General features: G+C 67.1%; 17 protein-coding genes and 1 pseudogene. 12 read left to right on the top strand and 6 right to left on the bottom strand.

From position 1 onward, the window contains the following. Positions 1–282 precede the first annotated feature (282 nt). Together OXF11_19985 and OXF11_19990 are read left to right on the top strand one after the other, a co-directional pair. On the top strand, positions 283–1,416 hold the full coding sequence (locus OXF11_19985) for a DUF4143 domain-containing protein (protein MCY4489381.1): 1,134 nt from the start codon (positions 283–285) through the stop codon (positions 1,414–1,416). A gap of 2 nt (positions 1,417–1,418) precedes the next feature. Beyond that, entirely contained in the window at positions 1,419–2,309 is an 891-nt protein-coding gene (locus tag OXF11_19990; GenBank protein MCY4489382.1) for a DMT family transporter, read from the top strand. A 68-nt stretch (positions 2,310–2,377) separates the two neighbouring features. On the opposite strand, the gene OXF11_19995 is transcribed toward OXF11_19990, so the two are convergent. The 5 genes from OXF11_19995 to OXF11_20015 form a co-directional block, all read right to left on the bottom strand. Next, positions 2,378–2,701, bottom strand: coding sequence for a cupin domain-containing protein (locus tag OXF11_19995; protein MCY4489383.1), 324 nt, complete (start codon positions 2,699–2,701; stop codon positions 2,378–2,380). Continuing rightward, positions 2,698–3,594 carry a DMT family transporter gene (locus OXF11_20000; protein MCY4489384.1) on the bottom strand — a complete coding sequence of 299 codons (897 nt, stop codon included), beginning with the start codon at positions 3,592–3,594 and terminating at the stop codon, positions 2,698–2,700. The genes OXF11_19995 and OXF11_20000 overlap by 4 nt, the downstream gene beginning before the upstream one ends. Before the next feature lie 55 nt (positions 3,595–3,649). Further along, positions 3,650–4,711, bottom strand: coding sequence for an extradiol ring-cleavage dioxygenase (locus tag OXF11_20005; GenBank protein MCY4489385.1), 1,062 nt, complete (start codon positions 4,709–4,711; stop codon positions 3,650–3,652). Between the two features lie 58 nt (positions 4,712–4,769). Next, a complete protein-coding gene (locus tag OXF11_20010) occupies positions 4,770–5,489 on the bottom strand; it encodes a hypothetical protein (protein ID MCY4489386.1) in 720 nt (239 codons plus the stop codon). 105 nt (positions 5,490–5,594) lie between these two features. Continuing rightward, a complete protein-coding gene (locus OXF11_20015; GenBank protein MCY4489387.1) occupies positions 5,595–6,419 on the bottom strand; it encodes an SDR family oxidoreductase in 825 nt (274 codons plus the stop codon). A gap of 494 nt (positions 6,420–6,913) precedes the next feature. On the opposite strand from OXF11_20015, the gene OXF11_20020 reads away from it, so the two are divergent. From OXF11_20020 to OXF11_20050, 7 genes are all read left to right on the top strand, one after another. After that, positions 6,914–7,795, top strand: a complete 882-nt coding sequence (locus OXF11_20020) for an alpha/beta hydrolase (GenBank protein MCY4489388.1) — start codon at positions 6,914–6,916, stop codon at positions 7,793–7,795. Positions 7,796–7,874: 79 nt separating this feature from the next. After that, positions 7,875–8,216, top strand: a complete 342-nt coding sequence (locus OXF11_20025; protein MCY4489389.1) for a GYD domain-containing protein — start codon at positions 7,875–7,877, stop codon at positions 8,214–8,216. A gap of 53 nt (positions 8,217–8,269) precedes the next feature. Then, a complete protein-coding gene (locus tag OXF11_20030) occupies positions 8,270–10,180 on the top strand; it encodes an ATP-binding cassette domain-containing protein (GenBank protein ID MCY4489390.1) in 1,911 nt (636 codons plus the stop codon). Between the two features lie 311 nt (positions 10,181–10,491). After that, complete coding sequence (locus OXF11_20035) at positions 10,492–12,789, top strand: xanthine dehydrogenase family protein molybdopterin-binding subunit (protein ID MCY4489391.1); 2,298 nt, start codon at positions 10,492–10,494, stop codon at positions 12,787–12,789. A gap of 41 nt (positions 12,790–12,830) precedes the next feature. Continuing rightward, entirely contained in the window at positions 12,831–13,835 is a 1,005-nt protein-coding gene (locus OXF11_20040) for a YhdH/YhfP family quinone oxidoreductase (protein ID MCY4489392.1), read from the top strand. A 57-nt stretch (positions 13,836–13,892) separates the two neighbouring features. Continuing rightward, positions 13,893–15,962 (top strand): hydantoinase/oxoprolinase family protein, encoded by a 2,070-nt coding sequence (locus OXF11_20045; protein ID MCY4489393.1) that lies wholly within the window; start codon positions 13,893–13,895, stop codon positions 15,960–15,962. Positions 15,963–15,971: 9 nt separating this feature from the next. Beyond that, on the top strand, positions 15,972–17,651 hold the full coding sequence (locus OXF11_20050; GenBank protein ID MCY4489394.1) for a hydantoinase B/oxoprolinase family protein: 1,680 nt from the start codon (positions 15,972–15,974) through the stop codon (positions 17,649–17,651). 126 nt (positions 17,652–17,777) lie between these two features. On the opposite strand, the gene OXF11_20055 is transcribed toward OXF11_20050, so the two are convergent. After that, positions 17,778–18,941, bottom strand: coding sequence for an amidohydrolase family protein (locus tag OXF11_20055; protein MCY4489395.1), 1,164 nt, complete (start codon positions 18,939–18,941; stop codon positions 17,778–17,780). Between the two features lie 175 nt (positions 18,942–19,116). Between OXF11_20055 and OXF11_20060 the strand changes: the two genes are divergently transcribed. The 3 genes and pseudogenes from OXF11_20060 to OXF11_20070 form a co-directional block, all read left to right on the top strand. Next, complete coding sequence (locus tag OXF11_20060) at positions 19,117–19,359, top strand: hypothetical protein (protein ID MCY4489396.1); 243 nt, start codon at positions 19,117–19,119, stop codon at positions 19,357–19,359. Between the two features lie 714 nt (positions 19,360–20,073). Further along, positions 20,074–20,295: pseudogene (locus OXF11_20065) on the top strand (Rieske 2Fe-2S domain-containing protein). Positions 20,296–20,323: 28 nt separating this feature from the next. After that, positions 20,324–20,827: multicopper oxidase domain-containing protein (locus OXF11_20070; protein MCY4489397.1), on the top strand; the 504-nt coding region annotated here is incomplete at its 3' end.

Consider the following 20,827-nt stretch of genomic DNA (forward strand, 5'->3'; position numbering starts at 1 on the left):
GAGGGGCGGAATGCAAGCCATGATACATTAGTATGGCACTACATTCCGTCCCCAGAAACATGATCTCAATGAATTCAATAGGTTAGATGGTGCACCCGTACACAAAATACCCTAAATCCCCACATTCATGTTAAAGATGGGTTAACCATGCCATGTTGGGGGAGGGTTGCAAGACGGGCACCGGGCTCGGACCGGGGTGGGACCCGGCGGAGCGGGGGGCATCCTGTACCAAACGCCAGTCTACTTGCGTTTGGTAGCACTATGTGCAAATGTGCTACGCATATGGTACAGCGAAGCCACTGGATCAGGACCATCGAGAACCTTTGGGGAACGAAGTCCGTGGTCTGGCTCGCCGGCGTCCGCAGGGCGGGTAAGACATTCCTTTGTCAATCCTTGCCGGATGTCGAGTATCTCGATTGCGAGCTTCCGAGCGTGCGCCGGACGTTGGAGGACCCGGAAGGCTTCCTCCGGGATGTGGGGCCGCGCAGGGTGATCCTCGACGAGGTCCACCGCCTGCCCAATCCGTCGGAGCTCCTGAAGATCGCCGCGGACTACCACCGCGACACCAGGATCATCGCCACGGGGTCCTCCTCGCTGGGAGCGTCCCGAAGATTCCGGGACACGCTCACCGACCGGAAGCGCGACCTGTGGCTGACTCCCATGCTGATGCGGGACGAGCAGGAGTTCGGTGCGCGAGGGCTCGATCACCGTTTCCGGTTCGGCGGCCTTCCGCCGTTCTACATGGCCGAGGCGGTGCCCGAGGACGGCTTTCAGGACTGGATCGATTCCTACTGGGCCAAGGACGTCCAGGAACTGTTCCAGGTGGGGCGCCGCTGGTCCTTCATGCGGTTCGTCGAGCTGATGTTCGCCCAAAGCGGCGGCATGTTCGAAGCCACACGGTTCGCGGCCGACTGCGAGGTCAGCCGCACGACCATCGCCAACTATCTGCAGATCCTCGAAGACACCCTGGTCATCCAGGTCATCCGGCCCTACAGCACACGGCGTGCCACCGAGATCGTCGCGGCGCCGAAGGTTTACGGCTTCGACACCGGGTTCGTCGGCCTGTTCAAAGGGTGGGAGGGGTTGCGCAACGAAGACCGCGGCGCCCTGTGGGAACACTACGTGTTGAACGAGTACCTGGGCCGCCGGCAGAAAAGGGACCTGCACTACTGGCGCGACAAGCGCGGCCACGAGGTGGACTTCGTCACCCTCAGGCGCGGGAAGGCGGTGGCCATCGAATGCAAGTGGCGCGCCGACGGCTTCGATCCGCGCAACCTGCGCGCCTTCCGCAAGGCGTATCCCGAGGGCGAGAACTTCGTGGTCACCCCCGATACGGACCGGTCCTACACGCGGCGCGACGGGGACCTCCAGTTCCGGTTTGTGGGGCTGGGCGAATTGGTCCGGCGGTTGGTGTAGCCATGGAAACCGGCATCGCCTATGCGCTGGCGGCGGCGCTTTTCTGGGGCACTTCGCCGGTGCTGGTGAAGCGCGGGCTCCGGGACGCCAACCTGAGCGGTGCGGTGTTGTTGCAGCAGGCCGGCTCGGTGCTGACCATGCTGCTGATCATCGTCCTGTCGTTCGGCACGGTGCGGTTGCAAATGCCCTGGACCGCCGCCGGCGTGTTCGTTTCCGTGGGTCTGGTGGGGAGCTTTCTTGGCCGCACCTTCGTGCTCAAGGGCATCGACGAGATCGGCGCCTCCAAGGCCAATTCCATCGCCAACTCCGCTCCGCTGCTCACCGCGGTCTATGCCATCGTGCTGCTGGGCGAGACGGCCACCCCGTTCATCCTCGTCGGGATCGTGCTCATCGTGGGGGGACTGCTGCTGATCACCCGCGGCGCGCCGGGCGGCGACCCGCGCGGACCCGTGCCCTACAAGGCCTTTCTCAACCCGCTCCTGTCCATCATCTTCTTCGGCTTCGGCCCGATCCTCAAGAAGCTCGCGATCCTCTCCGGCGGCACGCCGATCCCTGGCGCGTTGGTGACCCACCTCACCGGCCTCGTGTTGGTGGTCACCTGCGGGCGGTTCCTGCGCATCGATTGGCGGGAGGGAATTCGTATTTCAACGAAAGGCGCCGCCGTCCTGTTGCTGTCGGGAGTGGCCCAGGGATTGGGATCGGTCCTCACCTATCTCGCCGTGACCCACGCCCCTGCCATCATCGTCGCGCCCATCTGGAACGTGCAGCCACTGATCACCTTCTCCCTCGCCCGGCTGATCCTGCGCGAAGACGAGACCGTGACGCTCAAGGACGGCGTGGCCGCGGTGCTGGTGGTGGCGGGCGTGTTCTTCCTGTTTCAGGCGCGGGGGTAGGGGTAGGGTCGAAAACGAAATTTAGTCTGGCTTCACATTTCACGGCACCTACCGCGTTGGGCCGATGGCTACGTCAGCTTCCCGAACACCGCGATCCAGATGCACGGCGGCGTCCGGCTCGTGTGCTCCACGCGATGGCGTTGGTGCGCGGGTATCAGGACATGGTCCCCGGCGTTGAGCCGCAGCTTGTCGCCGGCCTCGTACGCAAGCACCGCTTCCCCCTGGATCAGCACCACCCACTCGTCGCGGTCCTGGTCGTACCACTCGCCCGCCGGCGTGGCTTGCCCGTGGGAGACGATGCGCTCGATCTTCACGCCCCGGTCGGGGATGAGATCCGTGAACGCCTCGGCCTCGGGGAGCGAGTCGGGCAGGTCGTAGAGGTTGGTCGTCATGGCATGTTCCCAGCTTCCTTGGCGGGACGTTGCCGGTGTCCACGCCCCAGCAGACGGCCGTCGATGGCCAGCAGCGCCGCGGCGATGAGCGCCATGCCGGCGAGCTGTTCCGTGTGGACGGGCTCGTCGAGAATGGTCACTCCCAGCAGGATGGCGCTGGGCGGGATCATGAGCGTCACCAGCATCACGTTGCTGCCCCCGGCCCGGCGGATGATGGCGAAGAACAGGACGTAGGCGAGTGTGGTGCTGAGCAGCCCGATGCCGGCCAGCGCCCCCCATACCGCCGGGGAAGGGGCGGAGAGGTTCCACGGCTGTTCCTTGAGCGCGGCGAGCGGGAGCATCAACAAGGTCGAGCAGGTGACTTGGCCGGCGGCCGCGGCTACAGGCGGCAGACGGCGCAGGCGACGGCCCCACAGACCCGCCGCGGCATAGGAGACGGACGCCCCCAGCACCGCCGCGCTGCCGAGGGTATGACCGGTGATCTGCCCCAACACCGACGGCCCCATGAGCACCACGACCCCCAGGAAACCGAGGGCGACGCCGGCGAAGCGGTTGGGGGTCATCTTTTCGTCCTCGGTCAGCAGATGGGCGGCGACGACGCTGAAGATCGGGGTCGCGGCATTAAGCACGCTGGCCAACCCGCCGGTGATCCACACTTGACCCGATACGATGAGGGCGAACGGTAGGGCGTTGTTGAGGAGGCCCATGACCGCGAGGTCGCGCCAAGTCGCGCCGTCCGAAGGCACGGACGTGCGAGTCAACGCTGCGACGAGCCAGAGTCCTGCCGCCCCGACGGAAAGGCGGGCGAGGACGATGGTGAACGGCGGCAGGGCGGTGAGGGCCACTTCCGCGAAGAAGAAGGAGCCGCCCCACACCACCGAGAGGGAAAGCAACAGGACCCAGGCCGCCGTGTCGAGAGCAGGCGCTCGGACGGTCTCTTCCAGGGGCCTATGTCTCCGGCGGATGAAATACCGCGAACACCTTGTCGGAGTTGGAGATCCACGACTCCAGGAAGACGATGTCGTCGGGCTTGCGGCCGATCTCGGACATGGCGCCGGCCAGGGCGAACCAGTTGAGCAGTTCGTGGTGGCCGCGGTCCTCGGCCTCGGGGAGGCTGGTCTTGCGCCAGGTTTCCCAGTCGCCGTCACGCAGTGCCGCGAAGTAGCGCTTGTCCGACTCTACGTCCGGGTACATGAACGAGTGCTTGGCGGTGAGGAACGAGTGGGACCAGCTCGACGAGGCGATGAGGGCGACGCGCCAGGGGCTCTCGGCGAAGGCGCGGGCGGTAGCGGCGCCGATGTCGAAGCAGCGCCAGGGCTGGGGGCCCGGCGGGTCGAACTGGTCGGCGATCTCCTGGGCGGCGGAGGGCGTCAGCGGGACGCCGCGGCTGCCCACGAGCTTGCGCCCGTAGCTGTTCACGGTGAAGGGCACCAGCGGGTAGGGAAAGCCCTGGCGGTCCCAGTCAAGGTACAGGATGGAGTTGACGAAGGCGTGGCCCAGGCCGCGGTGGAGCGGCTTGTAGGAGTAGGCCACGTCGAAGCCGTTGTCCAGCAGGCTCGACGCCAGGTACTTGCCGGCCTCCTGGTGTCCGTTGATGTTGAAGATCTTGTCGTCGGGCTCGTCCCACATGTTGGCGCCCCGGCGGCTGTGGGTCCACGGCTGCGCCTCCACCGAATCGTAGGCGAGGATCGAGAAGGCGGGCACGCAGTCTTCCTTGTAGTTCTCGTACTGGTCGTCGCCCCACAGGACGCACAGGTCAGGCTGGAACTCGTCCAGGGCGCGGCGGGCGACACGGAAACGGTCGATGAGGTCCTGGCGGTGCGCCTCCGAGTGGCTGCGGCCGTCGTCCGTGCCCCATTGTTCACGCATGGGTGCGGGCCAGTTCTCAAGGTGGCGCAGGCGCTCCGGCAAAGCCGGATCCTCCATGCACATCTTGATGCGCCGGGTCATGTTCCCCTGGAACCCGAGTCCGGGGTAGTGCGTGATGCCCAGTCCGAGTATCTCTGCCATGTCCGTTCTCCCTTCTCCGGACCGCTTTTCCGTTGGCACCGAGCTCGGTGATCGCCGCCTACGGCAGGTCGCGCAGCAGGCGCCCGAAGCCCTCCACGGGCTCGCGAATCCGAAGGCGTTTCTGGGTCGCCCACACCTCCGCGTTGAGATTGGTGACCACGGGCACGCCCAGGTCCTCCTCCAGGTACTCGACGGCGGGCATGCAGTCCCAGCCGGCGCCCAGGAGGTAGACACACTCCCCGCCCTGCTCCGTGAAGGCTTTCTTGGCCTCGCGGTAGATCACCTCGATGGGGATTTCGCCGACATCCGAGAAGGCCACGCCCTCGATCTCCCTTACGCCGGTGACAGTGAAGCCGGCCTCTTCGAAGAAGGCGGCGAACCTGGCGTTCATGGCGCCCGGGATGTAGGAGAGCGCCGCCATGGTGCGTACCCCCAGCGCGTGGAAGGCCTCCACCTGCGCGGTGGTGGCGGTGAGCACCGGCACCCCGTACTCCCGGTTGAGCCGTTCCGTCAGCTCGCCGTCGAAGCGGTAGCCCCGGAGCATGATCGGCGGCACTCCCTGGATCACCACCAGGTCCACCCCGAACTCGGCCAGCTCCGCCACCCGGGTTTCGGCCACGGCGATGGCCTCGTCGAACTCGGTCTCGGTGCCCGCGCGGACGCCGACGTAACGCGGCACCACGCAAACCCCGTCCGGCAGGAGCCGCGTGAAGGTCTCCAGCGAGCCGGGCCGGAACGTCGGCTTCACCACCCCTACCTTGCCGCGCCAACAGTACAACGGCTGTCCTCCCGATCCCGTCCAGGTATTTCGATGCGCGCGGGTCCTTCGACTTCGCGCCGCTGACGCGACGCCAAGCTCAGGACGCCGACTTGCCTCCCGTCCTCACACCGCGATGGTCTGGCCCCCGTCCACCACCAGCGCGTGGCCGGTGACGAACGACGCCTCGTCGGACACCAGGAACAGGACGCCGTAGGCCATCTCCTCCGGCCGCGCCATGCGCAACAGGGCCTTGTTGCTGTCGGCCATGCGCTTGCGCTGCTCGGGGGTGGCGGCCTGCAGCGACGGCACCGGCGGGTGTCCGCGGAAGCGCGGGGTCTCGGTGGCGCCGGGGCAGATGCAGTTGACGCGGACCCCCTTGGGGCCGTAGTCCAGTGCCATCTGCCGGGTCAGGCTGATCACCGCCGCCTTGGTGGCGCAGTAGGCCGGATAGTTCGCCGAGGCCAGCAGTCCGAAGGTCGACGCCGTGCTGACGATGTTGCCGCTGCCCTTCTCGATCATGTGGGGCACCGCCGCCCGGACGCTCCTCTGGATGGCGTTCAGGTTGAGCGCCATGATGAAGTTCCATTCCTCGTCGGTGTGTTCATGGACCTGCTTGCGGATGCCGCCGCCCGCGTTGTTGTAGAGGATGTCCACGCCGCCGTACGTGTCGATGGCGGTCCGCACCATCTCCTCGGGACCGCCGTCCGCGGTCACGTTCACGTTCAGGAAGGTGGCCGCGCCACCCTCGCCGGTGATGAGCTGGTCCACCCGCGGCGTCACGGTCTCCTGGATGTCGCAGCACACGACGCTGGCGCCCTCGCGCGCGAACAACCGGGACGTGGCCCGGCCGATACCGCTGTTGGCCCCGGTGATGATGGCCACCTTGCCCCGCAGCCGCCCCCGCCCCTCTCCCAGCATGGGATGTTCGTCGTTGTTGGCGTTCGCCATGGTTTTGCCTCCTTGGAATGTGCGCCTTGCGGCTCATTCTCCCTTATCCGATCGCCTGGGGATTGCCAAGCGGGGACCCGGCGATTCGTCATTCCCGCGGAACAGGCTGTTTCAAGACTCGTAGGGCAGAGCCCCCCGAATCGTCATTTCCGCGAAAGCGGCTGTGTCACAACTGATGAGGCAGAGCCCCCTCTATTCGTCATTCCCGCGGAAGCGGGAATCCAGGGGTGGCGAGGCGGAAACCGCCGCTGCGATGCCCCACCACCGCCCCTGGATTCCCGCTTCCGCGGGAATGACGAATAGGGGGCCTGGCGCCAATGAACGACGAATAGAGGGGTTGGCGCCAATTCTTGTCCAGGCGACGTTTTGACACAGCGTGGAATTCTGGAATCCAGGGGATGGGGACGGGCCGCGTGTTAACCTTGGCCGGGCAAATCCGCTAGAGTAGGACGGGTCTCGGCAGAGGATACCGGATCTCACCCAGGAGGAATCGCATGGACCAGGCGGACGAAAGATTCGTGGACGTGGACGGCATCCGCACGCGCTACTTCGAGAAGGGCAGCGGCGAACCGCTGGTGCTGTTCCACGGCGGCAACTTCGGCTCCAACGACGCGGCCGACTGCAGCCTGGACTGGGGGCTCAACTTCGACGGCCTGGCGCAGTGGTTCCATGTCTACGCGGTGGACAAGCTGGGACAGGGAATGACCGACAACCCCAAGAGCGACGACGACTACACCATGGCCGCCGTGGTGCGGCACGCCCTCGGCTTGCTGGAGACCCTGAAGCTCGGCAACGTGCACCTGGTGGGACACTCCCGCGGCGCCTACCTGGTGGCGCGCATGGCCCTGGAGCGGGCGGACCTGGTCAAGTCCGTGATCCCGGTGGACACCAACACCCTGGCGCCCGGCGTCGGGCGCAACGACATCGTCTTCGCCAACGCGCCGAACCCGCGCCTGGGGCGGGAGTGCCAGCGCTGGGTGTACGAACGCTACTCCTACGGCCACGACCACATCACCGACGACTGGCTCGACGCCTGCGTGGCCATCGGCCAACTGCCGAAGTACAAGGAGGCGGTGGAGAAGATGGAGATGCAGGGGCTCAAGGTGAACCTCTTCCTGGCCCAGCACGCGCGCCAGAAGGAAGAGACACTAGGCTGGATCCGCGACCGCGGCTTTCAACGGCCCACGCTGCTGGTCTGGGGCTACAACGACCCCACCGCCACGTTCGACCAAGGTCTGCGCCTCTACGATCTCATGGCCGGCAGCGAGCGCCGCACCCAGATGCACATCATCAACCAGGCCGGCCACTTCTCGTACCGCGAGCATCCCGCGGAGTTCAACGAGGTGCTGCGGGCGTTCATCGCGGCGCAGCAATGAAGCCGCATTCCGGCCGGGGCTTGCAAGAGCGGCCTTATTGAACGATCTTTATGAGATCACGATTTCAGGAGGGACACCCATGGGCAAATACATGTTCCACACATCGTATACCGGCAAGGGGCTGGTGGGCCTGCTCAAGGAGGGCGGCAGCCGGCGGCGGGCGGCGTTGACCCAGACCATCGAGAGCATGGGCGGCACCGTGGAGGGGCTCTACTACGCCTTCGGCGACACGGACCTCTACATCATCGCCGATCTTCCCGACGACGCTACCGCAACGGCCGTCTCGCTCAACATCGGCAACGCCGGCGCCCTCAGTATCAAGTGCACGGTGCTGATCACGCCGGAGACGGTGGACGAGGCGGTGAAGAAGAAGGTGGCCTACCGGCCTCCGGGCGCGCGGGCGACACGCGGCCAGAAGTAGGCACACTGCGGCGGCACCGGCTTGAGCGGGCGCCGGTGCCCTCTTTCCCGAACATGCCCCTCGCAAGCTTCGAAGACGTCTCGCTGGAGCTGGGCGACCAGCGGCTGCTGGCGCACGCCGAGTTCGCCATCGAGCCCGGGGAACGGGTATGCCTGATCGGCCGTAACGGCGCGGGCAAGACCTCCATGCTGCGGCTCATCACCGGCCGGCTCGAGGCCGATCACGGCGAGATCCGCTACCAGAGCCGCATCCGCATCAGCGAACTGGAGCAGGCGCTGCCCGAAGAGCTCGGGCAGACCGTGCGGGAGTACGTCACCACCGGGCTGGGGTACCTGCAAGACCTCATCGACCTCTACCAGCAGCGTTCCCACGAGGCGCTGGACCGCAAGGGCCTGCTGGAGCTGGAGGCGCTGCACCGGGAGATCGACGCCCACGGCGGCTGGCACGTGGACCAGCGGGTGGAGACGGTGCTCAGCGAGCTGGATCTGCCGGCGGAGCGGCGGCTGGGGGAACTGTCCGGCGGCTGGCAGCGCCGCGTCGGGCTGGCCCGGGCCATCGTCGGCAACGCCGAGCTGCTGCTTCTCGACGAGCCCACCAACCACCTCGACCTGAGCACCATCCAGTGGCTGGAGGACCGGGTCTACAACTACGCCGGCAGCGTCCTGTTCATCACCCACGACCGCGCCTTCCTGCGGCGCCTGGCCACCCGCATCGTGGAACTGGACCGCACCCGTCTCACGAGCTGGCCGGGGACCTACGACAACTACCTCCGGCTCAAGGAGGAAAGCCTGGCGGAAGAGGCCCGCCGGGACGCCCTGTTCGACAAGCGCCTGGCCCAGGAGGAAACGTGGATCCGCCAGGGCCTCAAGGCACGCCGTACCCGTAACGAGGGCCGGGTGCGCACCCTCATGGCCATGCGCGAGGAGGTGTCCCAGCGCCTGAAGCCCCCGAGCCAGGCGCGCATCCGGGTGCAGCAGGGCGGCATGTCGGGCCGCAAGGTCGTGGAACTGCGCCACGTCACCCACGGCTACGGAAGTGAGCCGCTGATCCGGGACTTCTCGCTGCGCATCATGCGCGGCGACCGCATTGGCCTCATCGGCAACAACGGCGTGGGCAAGAGCACGCTGCTGCGTATCCTCGTGGGCGAGATCACGCCCAACTCCGGCACCGTGGAGCTGGGCGCCAACCTGGAGATCGGCTACTTCGACCAACTGCGGCGGGAACTGGATCCGGAGAAGACGGTGGCCGAAACCGTGGCGGACGGCCGCGACCACGTCTTCGTCAACGGCAAGCCGCGCCACGTGGTGGGCTATCTCAAGGGCTTCCTGTTCAGCCCCAAGCGGGCGCTGAGCCCGGTGGCGGCGCTGTCCGGCGGCGAGTGCAACCGCGTCATCCTGGCCCGCCTGCTCACCCAGCCCGCCAACCTGCTGGTGCTGGACGAGCCCACCAATGACCTCGACATCGAAACCCTGGAGGTGCTGGAGCAGCAGCTCGTGGCCTACCGGGGGACCCTGCTGGTGGTGAGCCACGACCGCAGTTTCCTCGACAACTGCGTCACCAGCACACTGGTGTTCGAGGAGACGGGCGTGATCCAGCGCCACGCCGGCGGCTACAGCGACTGGCTGCGCCGCGGCCAGGCCCTGGCCGTCACCGACGACCCCAACCGCGGAAGCGCCCGGGAGCCCGCGCGGGACCGGCGCGAGACCCGGTCCCTCCCCACCAAGCTCAGCTACAACCTGCAACGGGAGCTGGACGGGCTGCCCGACCGGATCGACGCCATGGAGCAGGCCGTGGCCGCGCTGGAGAAGAAGACTCAGGAACCCGACTTCTACGCCCAGCCCTTCGCCGCCGTGCAGCCCGTGCTCGACGATCTCAGGACCGCCAAGGCGACTCTGGAAGAAGCACTGGACCGCTGGACGGAGCTGGAGACCCTGAAGGAGCAGGCGGAGCGGCGCCAGCCGTGAGGGCGCCAAACGGGTTGTGCCAAGACTCGGCTCGCGAGGAAACAGCAACGACACCCCGAGTCGTCATTCCCGCGAAACAGGCTGTGTCAAAACTTCACTCCAAACTGAGGATGGCACCATCACCCCGAGTCGTCATTCCCGCGGAAGCGGGAATCCAGGGATGGGGAGGCGGGAAACGCCGTTGTAGTGCCCCTCCACCGCCCCTGGATTCCCGCTTCCGCGGGAATGACGTTCAGTGGGGACCGTATGACGGTGGGGTCGTCATTGCCCGCCCCCGAAACTTCGGATAAGAAGGTGTGCGGAGACAACCCATGAGAAAACAACGACTGTCAGTGGCCGGGCACAGCTCGATGCGTGTGGACGCGGTGGAGAAGGTTTCGGGGTCGGCGTTCTACACCGGCGACATGGAGCTTCCGGCGATGGCCTACGCCAAGATCCTGCGGAGTCCCCTGCCGCATGCGCGCCTGCTCAAGGTGGACGCGGCCAAGGCGCGGGCGCTGCCCGGGGTCGTCGACGTGCTCACCCGGGACGAGCTGGGCGGCCTCAACTACATGTACGGCGCCACCTACAAGGACCAGGCGGTGGTGGCGGTGGACAAGGTGCGCTACGTCGGCGACCCGGTGGCGGCGGTGCTGTCGGCGGACGAGCTGGTGGCCGAGGAGGCCCTGTCGCTCATCGACGTGGAGTACGAGGAGCTGCCGTTCGTGGACAACGTGGACGACGCCCTCGCGCCCGGGGCGCCCCGGGTGCACGAGGGCGACGTGGCCAAGGCCGAGCTGCGCGGCTCCACCTACGGCGCGCCGGAACGGTTCAAGGGCACCAACGTGTGCTACTACTTCGGCTACTCCCGCGGCAACGTGGAGCAGGGCTTCGACAAGTCCGACCACGTCTTCGAGGACGTCTTCCGCTTCTCCAAGGTGCAGCACTACTCGCTGGAGCCGCACATCTGCGTCGCCAATTTCGACGGCGAGCGCCTGACCGTGTGGAGCTCGTGCCAGGACCCGTTCACGCTCCGCGGGCACCTGGCGGGGATCTTCAAGCTGCCGCTCAACCGGGTGCGGGTGGTGGTGCCCTACGTCGGCGGCGGCTACGGCGGCAAGCTCTACGTCAAGGCCGACCCCATCGCCGCGGCCCTGTCGGTCAGGAACCGCCGCCCGGTAAAGCTGGCCATGAGCGCCAACGACAGCTTCAAGACGGTGACGCGCCACCCCGCGCGCATCCGCATCAAGACCGGCGTCAGCAAGAAGGGCGAGATGGTGGCGCGGGAGCTGGAAGTCTACATGGATACCGGTGCCTACGCCGACGCCGGCCCCCGGGTCACCCAGAAGGCGGGTTACCGGGCGGTGGGGCCGTACCGCGTGGCCAACGTCAAGATCGACGCCCACGGGGTCTACAGCAACACGGTGCCGGCGGGGGCGTTCCGCGGCTTCGGCGCGGTGCAGGTGGCCTGGGCCTACGAGTCGCAGATGGACATGATCGCCAACCGGCTCGGCATGGACCCGCTGGACTTCCGCCTCAAGAACCTGCTGGAGAAGGGCGAGCCCTACACTCCGGGCGATACCCCGGTGGACTGCGACCTCAAGCAGGGGCTGCGCAAGGTGGCGCGGAGGCTGGACTGGAAGAAGCCGACTCCGCCCAACGTGGGCCGGGGGCTCAGCGTATGCCTGAAGGACGCCGGCGGCACCTACAAGGTGGCGGGCGCCACGGTGAAGATGTCCTCGGACGGCAGCGCTGTCCTGCTCACCGGCACCGTGGAGGTGGGCCAGGGCTGCCGCACGGCCCTGAGCCAGGTGGTGGCGGAGGAGCTGGGCATCGAGCTGCGGCAGGTGTCCGTGGCCCAGTTGGACACCGATGTGACGCCCTTCGACGTCTCCACCAGCGCCAGCAGCTCCATGACCGTCATGGGCCTCGCCACCCAGCGGGCCGCGCAGGACGTGAAGAAGCAGTTGCTCAAGGCCGCGGCCAAGGTCATGGGCGAGAAGGCGGCCGATTTGACGCTCAAGGGAGGGCAGGTTCGCCCCGCCAAGGGACGCGGGGTGCCCTACAGCGAGGTCATCGCCGGCTACTACGGCAGCTCCGCCACCGAGATCGTCGGCCGAGGCGGCTACCAGGACAAGAAGAGCAAGACCGCGGTGCTGGGCTCCCCCACTACCTTCTGGGAGGTGGGCTGGGGCGGCGTGGAGCTGGAGGTGGACCCGGACACCGGCGTCATCCGCATCCTCAAGTACGTGTCCATGGCCGACGTGGGCCGGGCCATCAACCCCTTGCAGTGCGAGGGCCAGGACGAGGGCGGCGTCGTCTTCGCCATCGGACACACGTTAATGGAAGACATGGTGTACGAAAACGGCCAGCCCCTGAACCCCAACCTCATCGACTACCGCGTGCCGAACTTCCACGACGTGCCGGAGGAGTTCATCTCGGAGCTGGTGGAGAGCGGCAACGGCCCCGGCCCGTTCGGCGCCAAGGGCATGGGCGAGGGCGGCGTGCTGCCGGCCGCGTCCGCCATTGCCGCGGCCGTGGAAGACGCCGTCGGCGTGCGCATCTGCGACCTGCCGCTGTCGCCGCCCAAGGTGTGGCAGCGGCTGCGGGAGAAGGAGAGCGCGGGCTAGGAGCCTGTGCCGAATACGGGGCTTATTAATAGGAGCATACTATGTCAGACCCGACCCGTTTCCGAGCCATGGTCGTCAGCGAGAACGAGGACAAGACGTTCTCGCGCGCCATCACGGAGAGGTCGTCGGACGACCTGCCGGAAGGCGACCTGTTGGTGTCGGTGGCCTACTCGTCCCTCAATTACAAGGACGCGCTGTCGGCCTCGGGCAACAAGGGCGTCACCCGCAACTTTCCGCACACGCCCGGCATCGACGCCGCCGGCACCGTGGTGGAGAGCGCCTCGGGCGACTTCGCCAAGGGCGACGAAGTGGTGCTGACGGGTTTCGATCTGGGCGCCAACACCGACGGCGGCTACGCCGAGTACGCGCGCGTGCCGGCGGCCTGGGCGGTGAAGCGGCCGGGCGGGCTGAGCCTCAAGGAGAGCATGGTGTACGGCACCGCCGGCTTCACCGCGGCCCTGTGTGTGCTGCGGCTCCAGGAGGGCGGGGTCACGCCCGAATCCGGCGACGTGCTGGTGACCGGCGCCACCGGCGGCGTCGGCTGTCTGGCCGTGGCCATCCTGGCCCAGGCGGGGTACCGGGTGGTGGCGTCCACCGGCAAGGAGTCGGAAAAGGACTTCCTCACGGGCCTGGGCGCGGCGGACGTCATTTCGCGGGAAGACGCGGACGACCAGTCGGGGCGGCCGCTGCTCCGGGGACTGTGGGCCGGGGTCGTGGACACGGTCGGCGGCAACATCCTCGCCACCGCCATCAAGGCCTCCAAGTACGGCGGCGTGGTCACCTGCTGCGGCAACGTGGCCTCGGTGGAGCTGAACACCACGGTCTTCCCCTTCATCCTCCGGGACGTGCGCCTCGTCGGCGTGGCCACCCCGGACTGCCCGGCGGACATCCGTGCCACCCTGTGGGAGAAGATGGCCGGCGAGTGGAAGCTGCCGAACCTCGACGCGGTTACCGTCGACTGCTCGCTGGAGGAGTTGGATCCTCATATCGAGAGCATCCTCAAGGGCGGTGTGCGCGGGCGCGTGGTGGTGGACCTGTCGCGCTGAGGAAACTCGATCGGTTATGATGGCGCGCGGGCAGCCAATAGCCCCTGGGAGTTCGCCATGGCATCGTGGATGGTCGGCATCGATACCGGAGGCTCCTTCACCGACCTGATCGCGTTCGATCCGAACAGCGGCGAACGGCGCATCGCCAAGGTCCCTTCGCAGCCGGCGGATCCGTCGGCCGCGGTGATGAACGCCCTGGATGAGTTGTTTCAGTCCGGAGTGGACCCGGGCGGCATCGAGTTCCTGGTTCACGGCACCACGGTGGCCACCAACGCCATCCTGGAGGGCAAGGGCGCGCGCACGGGGCTCCTGATCACCCGCGGCTTCCGGGCGGTGTACGAGGGGCGCGGCTGGTCGCAGCCGGCGCCGGAGGACCTGGCGGACCCCTTCTACGTCAAGCCCGCGCTGCTGGCGCCGCAGTCGCTCACCGAGGAGATCACCGAGCGCCTCGACTATCTCGGCAACGTGCAGACGCCCCTCGACGAGAGCGACGTCCGGCGCGCGGTTTCAAGCCTGAAGGAGAAGGAAGTCGAGGCGGTGGCCGTCAACTTCCTGTTCAGCTTCCGGAACGCCGAGCACGAGGAGCGCACCGCGGCCATCATCGCCGAGATGGCGCCGGAATGGCGCGTGTCGGTGTCGTCGCGCATCCTGCCCACCATCCGCGAGTATCCGCGGCTGTCCACCACGGTCATCGACGCCTTCGTAGGAAAGTCCATGGAGACCTACCTGCTGCGGCTCGTGGACCGGCTGCGCGCCGCCGGCATCGAGACGCCGCAGATCTTCCTGATGCAGTCCAACGGCGGGCTCATGCGCATGAACGTCGGCGCCCGCTATCCCAACCAGACGCTGCTCTCGGGCCCGGCCGCCGGTGTGGTGTCGGGCATCGAGTTGGCCGGGCGCTTGGGACGCCGGAACCTGGTCACCTTCGACATGGGCGGCACCTCCACGGACATCAGCGTGATCCGCGACGGGCGCTCAGAGGAGACCACCGCGGGCCGCATCGCCGGGCAGGACCTCGCCACGCCCATGCTCGCCGTCCACACCCTGGGCGCGGGCGGCGGCACCATCGCCTGGATCGGCAAGGACGGGCTCATGAAGGTCGGGCCGCGGAGCGCGGGCGCGGACCCGGGGCCGGCCTGCTACGGCAAGGGATGCGAGCTGCCCACGGTGACCGACGCCAACCTGCTGTTGGGCGCGCTCGGCGACAGCAGCGCCCTGGGCGGGCGGCTGCGGCTGGACCGGTTCTGCGCCGAAGCGGCCGTGCGCACGGTCTTGGCCGAGCCCCTCGGCCTCGACATGGTGCAGGCGGCGGCCGGGGTGCTCAGGATCGTGAACAACAACATGGCGGTGGAGCTGAGGCTGGCGCTGCAGTACCGCGGCGTCGACCCGCGCGACTTCGTGCTGGTGGCCTTCGGCGGCGCCGGTCCGCTGCACGCCGGCGTGCTGGCCGAGGAGCTCCGGATGCCCGCGGTGCTGGTGCCGCCGAACCCCGGTCTCAACAGCGCCCTGGGGCTGCTCCAGACCCAGGTGCGCCATCTCTACCTGATGTCGGATCTCGGCCTGGTGAGCGGCTACGATGCCGCGCGCATGAACCAGCGTTTCGAGGAGTTGCGCCGTCGTGCCGTGGAAGACATCCGGGAAGAGCACTTCGAGCTGTCGGACGTGGTCTTCCGGCGCCAAGTGGACATGCGCTATCTGCACCAAGGGTACGAGCTGTCGGTCGACTGCCCGGACCGGGAGATCGTGGAGGCGGACAAGGCCGCACTCAAGGCGGCCTTCGATGAGCTCCACGGCAAGGTTTACGGGCTGAGCGCCAAGGACGAGGACGCCGAGATCGTGACGTTCCGGCTCCTGGCGGAGATCGCCGTGCCGCGGCTCACGCCGCCGCCCCTGGAATCCGGGGAGCCCGGTGTCGAGCACGCCGTCATCGGCCGCCGGTCGCTGTTCGACCTGAAGCGCGGAGAGTTCCTGGAGGCCGTGGTGCTGGACCGCGGGCGACTGCGGGCCGGCAACCGTATCGACGGACCCGCCGTGATCGAGCAGCTCGACGCCACCACGGTGGTGCCCGAGTCGCAGCATGCCACCGTCGATGCGTTCGGCAACATTGTCATCGAGAGGGAGCCGTAAGAGGACGCCATGGATCTTGACCCCATCACCACCGAAGTCGTGATGAGCCGGTTGCGGGAGATCACCGCATCCATGGCGCACGCGCTGTTCCACAGCGGCTACTCGCCGATCCTGCGCGAATCGCAGGACGGCACCGCCGGGCTGACCGACGGCGCCGGACGCGTGATCATGGTTGGCGGCGGTCTGCAATACCATTCCCTGCTGTACACGCAGGCGGTGACCGGCGTCCTGGAGCGCTACCCCGCGGAGAAGATGCAGGATGGGGACTCGTTCGTCTCCAACGATCCCTACAAGGCGGGCAACAGCCACGTTCCCGACATGGTCGTGGTGACGCCCGCGTTTCACCAAGGCAAGGTGGTCGCGTTCGGGGTGAGCGTGGCCCACAAGGCGGACGTCGGCGGGCTGGTGCCGGGCTCGAGCGGCGCTGGGGCGCGCGAGATCTTCCACGACGGCATCCTGCTGCCGCCGGTGCGCTTCACCACCGCCGAGGGCGTCCAGCCCGAGGTGGAGGCGATCCTGCGCAACAACAGCCGTATCCCGGACGTGGTGCTCGGCGACCTGCGCGGACAGGCCGGCGCCACGAGACTCGGGGCGATCCGGTTCCAGGAGCTGCTGGAGGAGTACGGCGCGGATACCCTGCTGGGCACCATCGACGAGCTGATGACGCGCACGACCGCGCGGGTGCGGGCCGAAATCGCCTCCTGGCCGGACGGGGAGTTCGAGGCCGAAGGGTTCCTCGACCACGACGGCGTGGACCGCTCGAAGCCGGTGCGCATCCACGTGCGCGCCATCAAGGCGGGGGACCGGTTGACGCTCGATTTCTCCGGCACCGACCCCCAGGCCGCCGGACCCATGAACACCACGCGGGTCACGGCCCGAGCGGTCTCCACGCAGGCGGTGCTCGCGGCCTCGGACCCGAGCATCCCGATGAACGCGGGCGCGTTCGAGGCCGTGGACTTCAACATCCCGCCGGGACTCATCATCAGCCCGCGGTTCCCGGCTACGGTCAACCACTACTTCCCGACCTCGCACCTGGTCTACAACTGCGTCCTCGCCGCCATCGGCAAGTTCAACCCGAATCGGGCGGTAGCCCCCTCCGGCCTCGGCACCGGCGCCATCGCCGTCGGCTACAAGCAGAGCCGCTCGGCGGGCCGCCCCACCGTGCAGTACGAGATCATGATCACCTCGCTGGGCGGCACCAGCGACCACGACGGCGCGGCCATCGTCATGCCGGTCAACCACTTTGCCCCCGGCACGCCGGTGGAGATCCTCGAGACCGAATACCCCGTCGCCGTGCGCCGCTACGAGATCTGGCAGGCCTCCGCCGGCGCCGGCCGCTGGCGCGGCGGCACCGGCTTCGTGCGCGAGTACGAGTTCCTCACCGACTGCATGCTCACCATCCGCTCCGCCAACCACCGGCAGGCCTCCTGGGGCCTCAACGGCGGCGCCCGCCCGCCCACCTCCCGCACCACCATCCAGAACCCCGGCGAGGACCCCTCCGACGCCGACATCCTCGAAAGCCGCGCGCTGAGCGCCGGTGCCCGTCTCGCCGTCTACCGCAGCGGAGGCGGCGGCTATGGCGACCCCAGGGAACGCCCGCCCGAGCTCGTGCGGCAGGACGTCGAGGACGGATACGTGTCGCGGGGTCAGGCGCGGGAGGTGTACGGGTTGGGGGACGGGGAGGGGTGACGCTTTACAGGCAGTGTCAAAACGTCGTCCGGACAAGAACTGGCGCCAAACCCCCCGGAGTCGTCATTCCCGCGGAAGCGGCTGTGTCAAAACTCGTGAGGTAACTACGTAACGGAACGTGCCGGGTTAGCTGTGCAGCTTGAACAGCCGCTCCGCGTTGCCGTGGCGGATGAGTTCCTTGGTCTCGTCGGAGATGTTCTTGTTGACGGCGAGGAGTTGGACGTCGCGGAACTTCATGCTGCCGCCGGGGTCGTCGTGGGGGTAGTCGGTGGCGAAGAGGAAGCGTTCGGCTCCGAGGAAGTCGATGGCGTCGGGCAGCGCGGCCTCTTCGGTCTCGATGGTGAAGTAGAAGTTGTTGCGGAAGTAGTGGCTCGCCGGCTGCTTGTTCTTTTCCAGGAAGACCTCGGCGCCGTAGAAGGCCCGGTGGCGGCGCAGCTTGGCCTTGACTCCGCGCATGACGTCGGCATCGGCGTCCCCGTCGTAGTCCACGGGAGGTCCGTTGAAGGCGGCGTCGAGCCTTTCCACCAGGGGCCTGATGAAGCCCGTTCCGGCCTCGGTGAAAATGAACTGGAGGCCGGGGAAGTCGTCGAGCAGGCCGCTGGTCACCAGCGACACCAAGCTCACCTGTCCCTCCTGGGGCGCGAAGAGATAGAGGCCGTCTTTCTGGAAGTTGGGCAGGTTGCTGATGCGGTGGCCGTGCTGGATGTTGTGCAGGAAGATGGGCATCTCCATCTCCTCGGCCCGGGCGAAGAAGGGCCACAGCTCCTTGTGGCTGCCGAGGCTCTCGCCGTAGGGGTGGTCCTGCACCGGGAAGACCTTGTCCAGCACCACCGCGCAGAACCCCTCCTTCCGCGCCCACTCCATCTCGCGGATGGCCGCGGGCACGTCCTGGAGCTGCACGATGGCCACGCCGACGAGGCAGTCGTGGCGCTCCATCAGGCGCAGGTTGGACAGGTTGTAGGAGCGGGCGATGGCCGAGGCGAGCTGCGGCTCGATCATGTAGGTCCACCAGCCGGAGAACTGCGGCAGCACGAACTGCTGGTCCACGCCGAGCACGGGCATCTCGTCGAGCCGCACCTGCAGGTCCACGAGCCCCTTCATCTTGGCACCGGAGCCCGGCGCGCCCAGCGGCGTCACGCCGGGGACTTCGGGCGGCCCGCCGGGAAATTCCATGTCGATGAGCAATCCGTCTTCGCCGTACACCGGGATCGGTGCCTTGCCGCGGAGCTCCTCGGGCACGTAGTCAAAAGCGTCCTCGGGCATGATGTGGGTGTCGCAGTCGATGATCACGGGCGGTCCTCCTGGGGGAATCAGTAAGCTATTAGCGCCCTCGGGCGGGCTTGGCAACCTTGTCGAGCCCTTTGGGCGAGCGCTAATGGATCAAAAGAGCCGAACAGCGGAACGGTCATTGTAGGCGCCATGATTTAGTGGCATACTTTATGCCATGGTAGCACCGCGGCACAATATGCACGTTCCTCTCCCAACGGATACGCATGCGCGTCTCAAAGCCCAGTCGAAGCGTTCCGGGCAGCCCACTACGGTGCTTGTCCGGGAAGCCATCGAAGCATGGCTGGCTGAACGGGAAAAGGAGGCTCTGCACGACGCCATATCGGACTACGCCCGGATGGCAGCCGGTACACCCGACGATCTGGATTCGGATTTGGAAAGCGCCGCAGTGGAGCAACTTCTCCATGGTGACGAAACGTGAAACGAGGAGATGTTTACTGGGCACAACTCTCGCCACGGTCCGGCTCCGAGCAGAAGGGCCGCAGGCCCGTTATCGTCGTTTCCCACGACGGATTCAACCAATCACCCGGCTGGCGTTCCGTCATAGTCATTCCGTTGTCCACGTCTCTCTCCCAGCGACAGCGCGGGCCGACGGCTGTCGCCTTGCCCAAGGGCGTCGCGGGGCTGAACCGGGAAGGTGCCGCCCTTTGTCACCAGGTGACGACGCTCGATCGGGCCAAGTTGTCGCGCCGTATAGGGAGCCTGTCCGCTGCGGCGATGGGCGCGGTAGACGTGGGCCTCAAGGCCGCGTTGTCACTCTGGTAAGGGAAGTCGAAGTCATGTGCGGCCGATACACCCAGACGGCGAAACTTCAGGACTTTAAGGGATCGTTCTGCAATTTCCTTGAATTTATATCTGATTTATCAATAGGTTATACATTGCAAGTGCAGAGCCTCGCTCATGGCGACACCGACCTGTACCGCCGGTCCCTGCGGACGCAACCGCGGTGGTGCCCACGACCGCCAGCATGACGAGTCGAATCCCCGAATGCCGGCGTTTCAAGCCGGTGCCTGGTAGAACCTTCGGTCTTGCATAGTGGGGGGCCGGTGATAGGCTGATTCAAGAAGAAGTAGAAACGCGATGGCTACGAGCGAGAAACGGGAAATAGAGCGGGGCATCTGGAGCCGCCGGGACTGCTTCGGGCGCCTTCAAGTGCCCCTGTCACGGCAGCGGCTTCTTCAAGTCGGGGCTGAACTTCGAGGGTCCTGCGCCGCGGCCGCTGGGCCGCTTCGAGATCGCGGTGGCGGAGGATGGGCAGCTCGTGGTGGACAAGTCCAGGACCTTCCGCATGGTGCTGGGCAGGGAACCGGACGAGCAGCATCCCAACAGCATCCTCAAGGTGTGCGACGGATGGTGATCAACTTGGGAAAGATCCAGAGCAGTCCATGAATCGACGGCAATTCCTTGCCTGCTCCGCCGCGTCGATCCTGTTCCCGACGACCGGCTGGACGACAGCGCCCTTGCGATTGAAGGCCGGGCCGGTCACCGCCCGGATGCTGCCCGAGGACGACCGGCTCACCTCCATGCTCGGGTTCAACGGATCGACCCCCGGCCCCGAACTCCGCGTACGCCAAGGGGACCGGCTCTCCGTTTCCTTCGAGAACGGAGCCGGACAGGCCTCCACGATCCACTGGCACGGCATCCATCTCGACAACGCGATGGACGGGGTGCCGGATTTGACGCAGGCGGCCGTGCGACCCGGTGAGACCTTCCACTATGCATTCGACGTCCCCCACGCCGGCACCTACTGGTACCACGCCCACCACCGCTCCTGGGAACAGGTGGCAAGGGGGCTCTACGGCCCGCTGATCGTCGAGGAGCGGGACCCGCCCCCCGTCGACCGCGACATTACCGTCGTCCTCGACGACTGGCGGCTGGAACGCAACGGC

The organism is Deltaproteobacteria bacterium (genome assembly GCA_026712905.1).
GTDB lineage: Bacteria > Desulfobacterota > Binatia > UBA9968 > JAJDTQ01 > JAJDTQ01.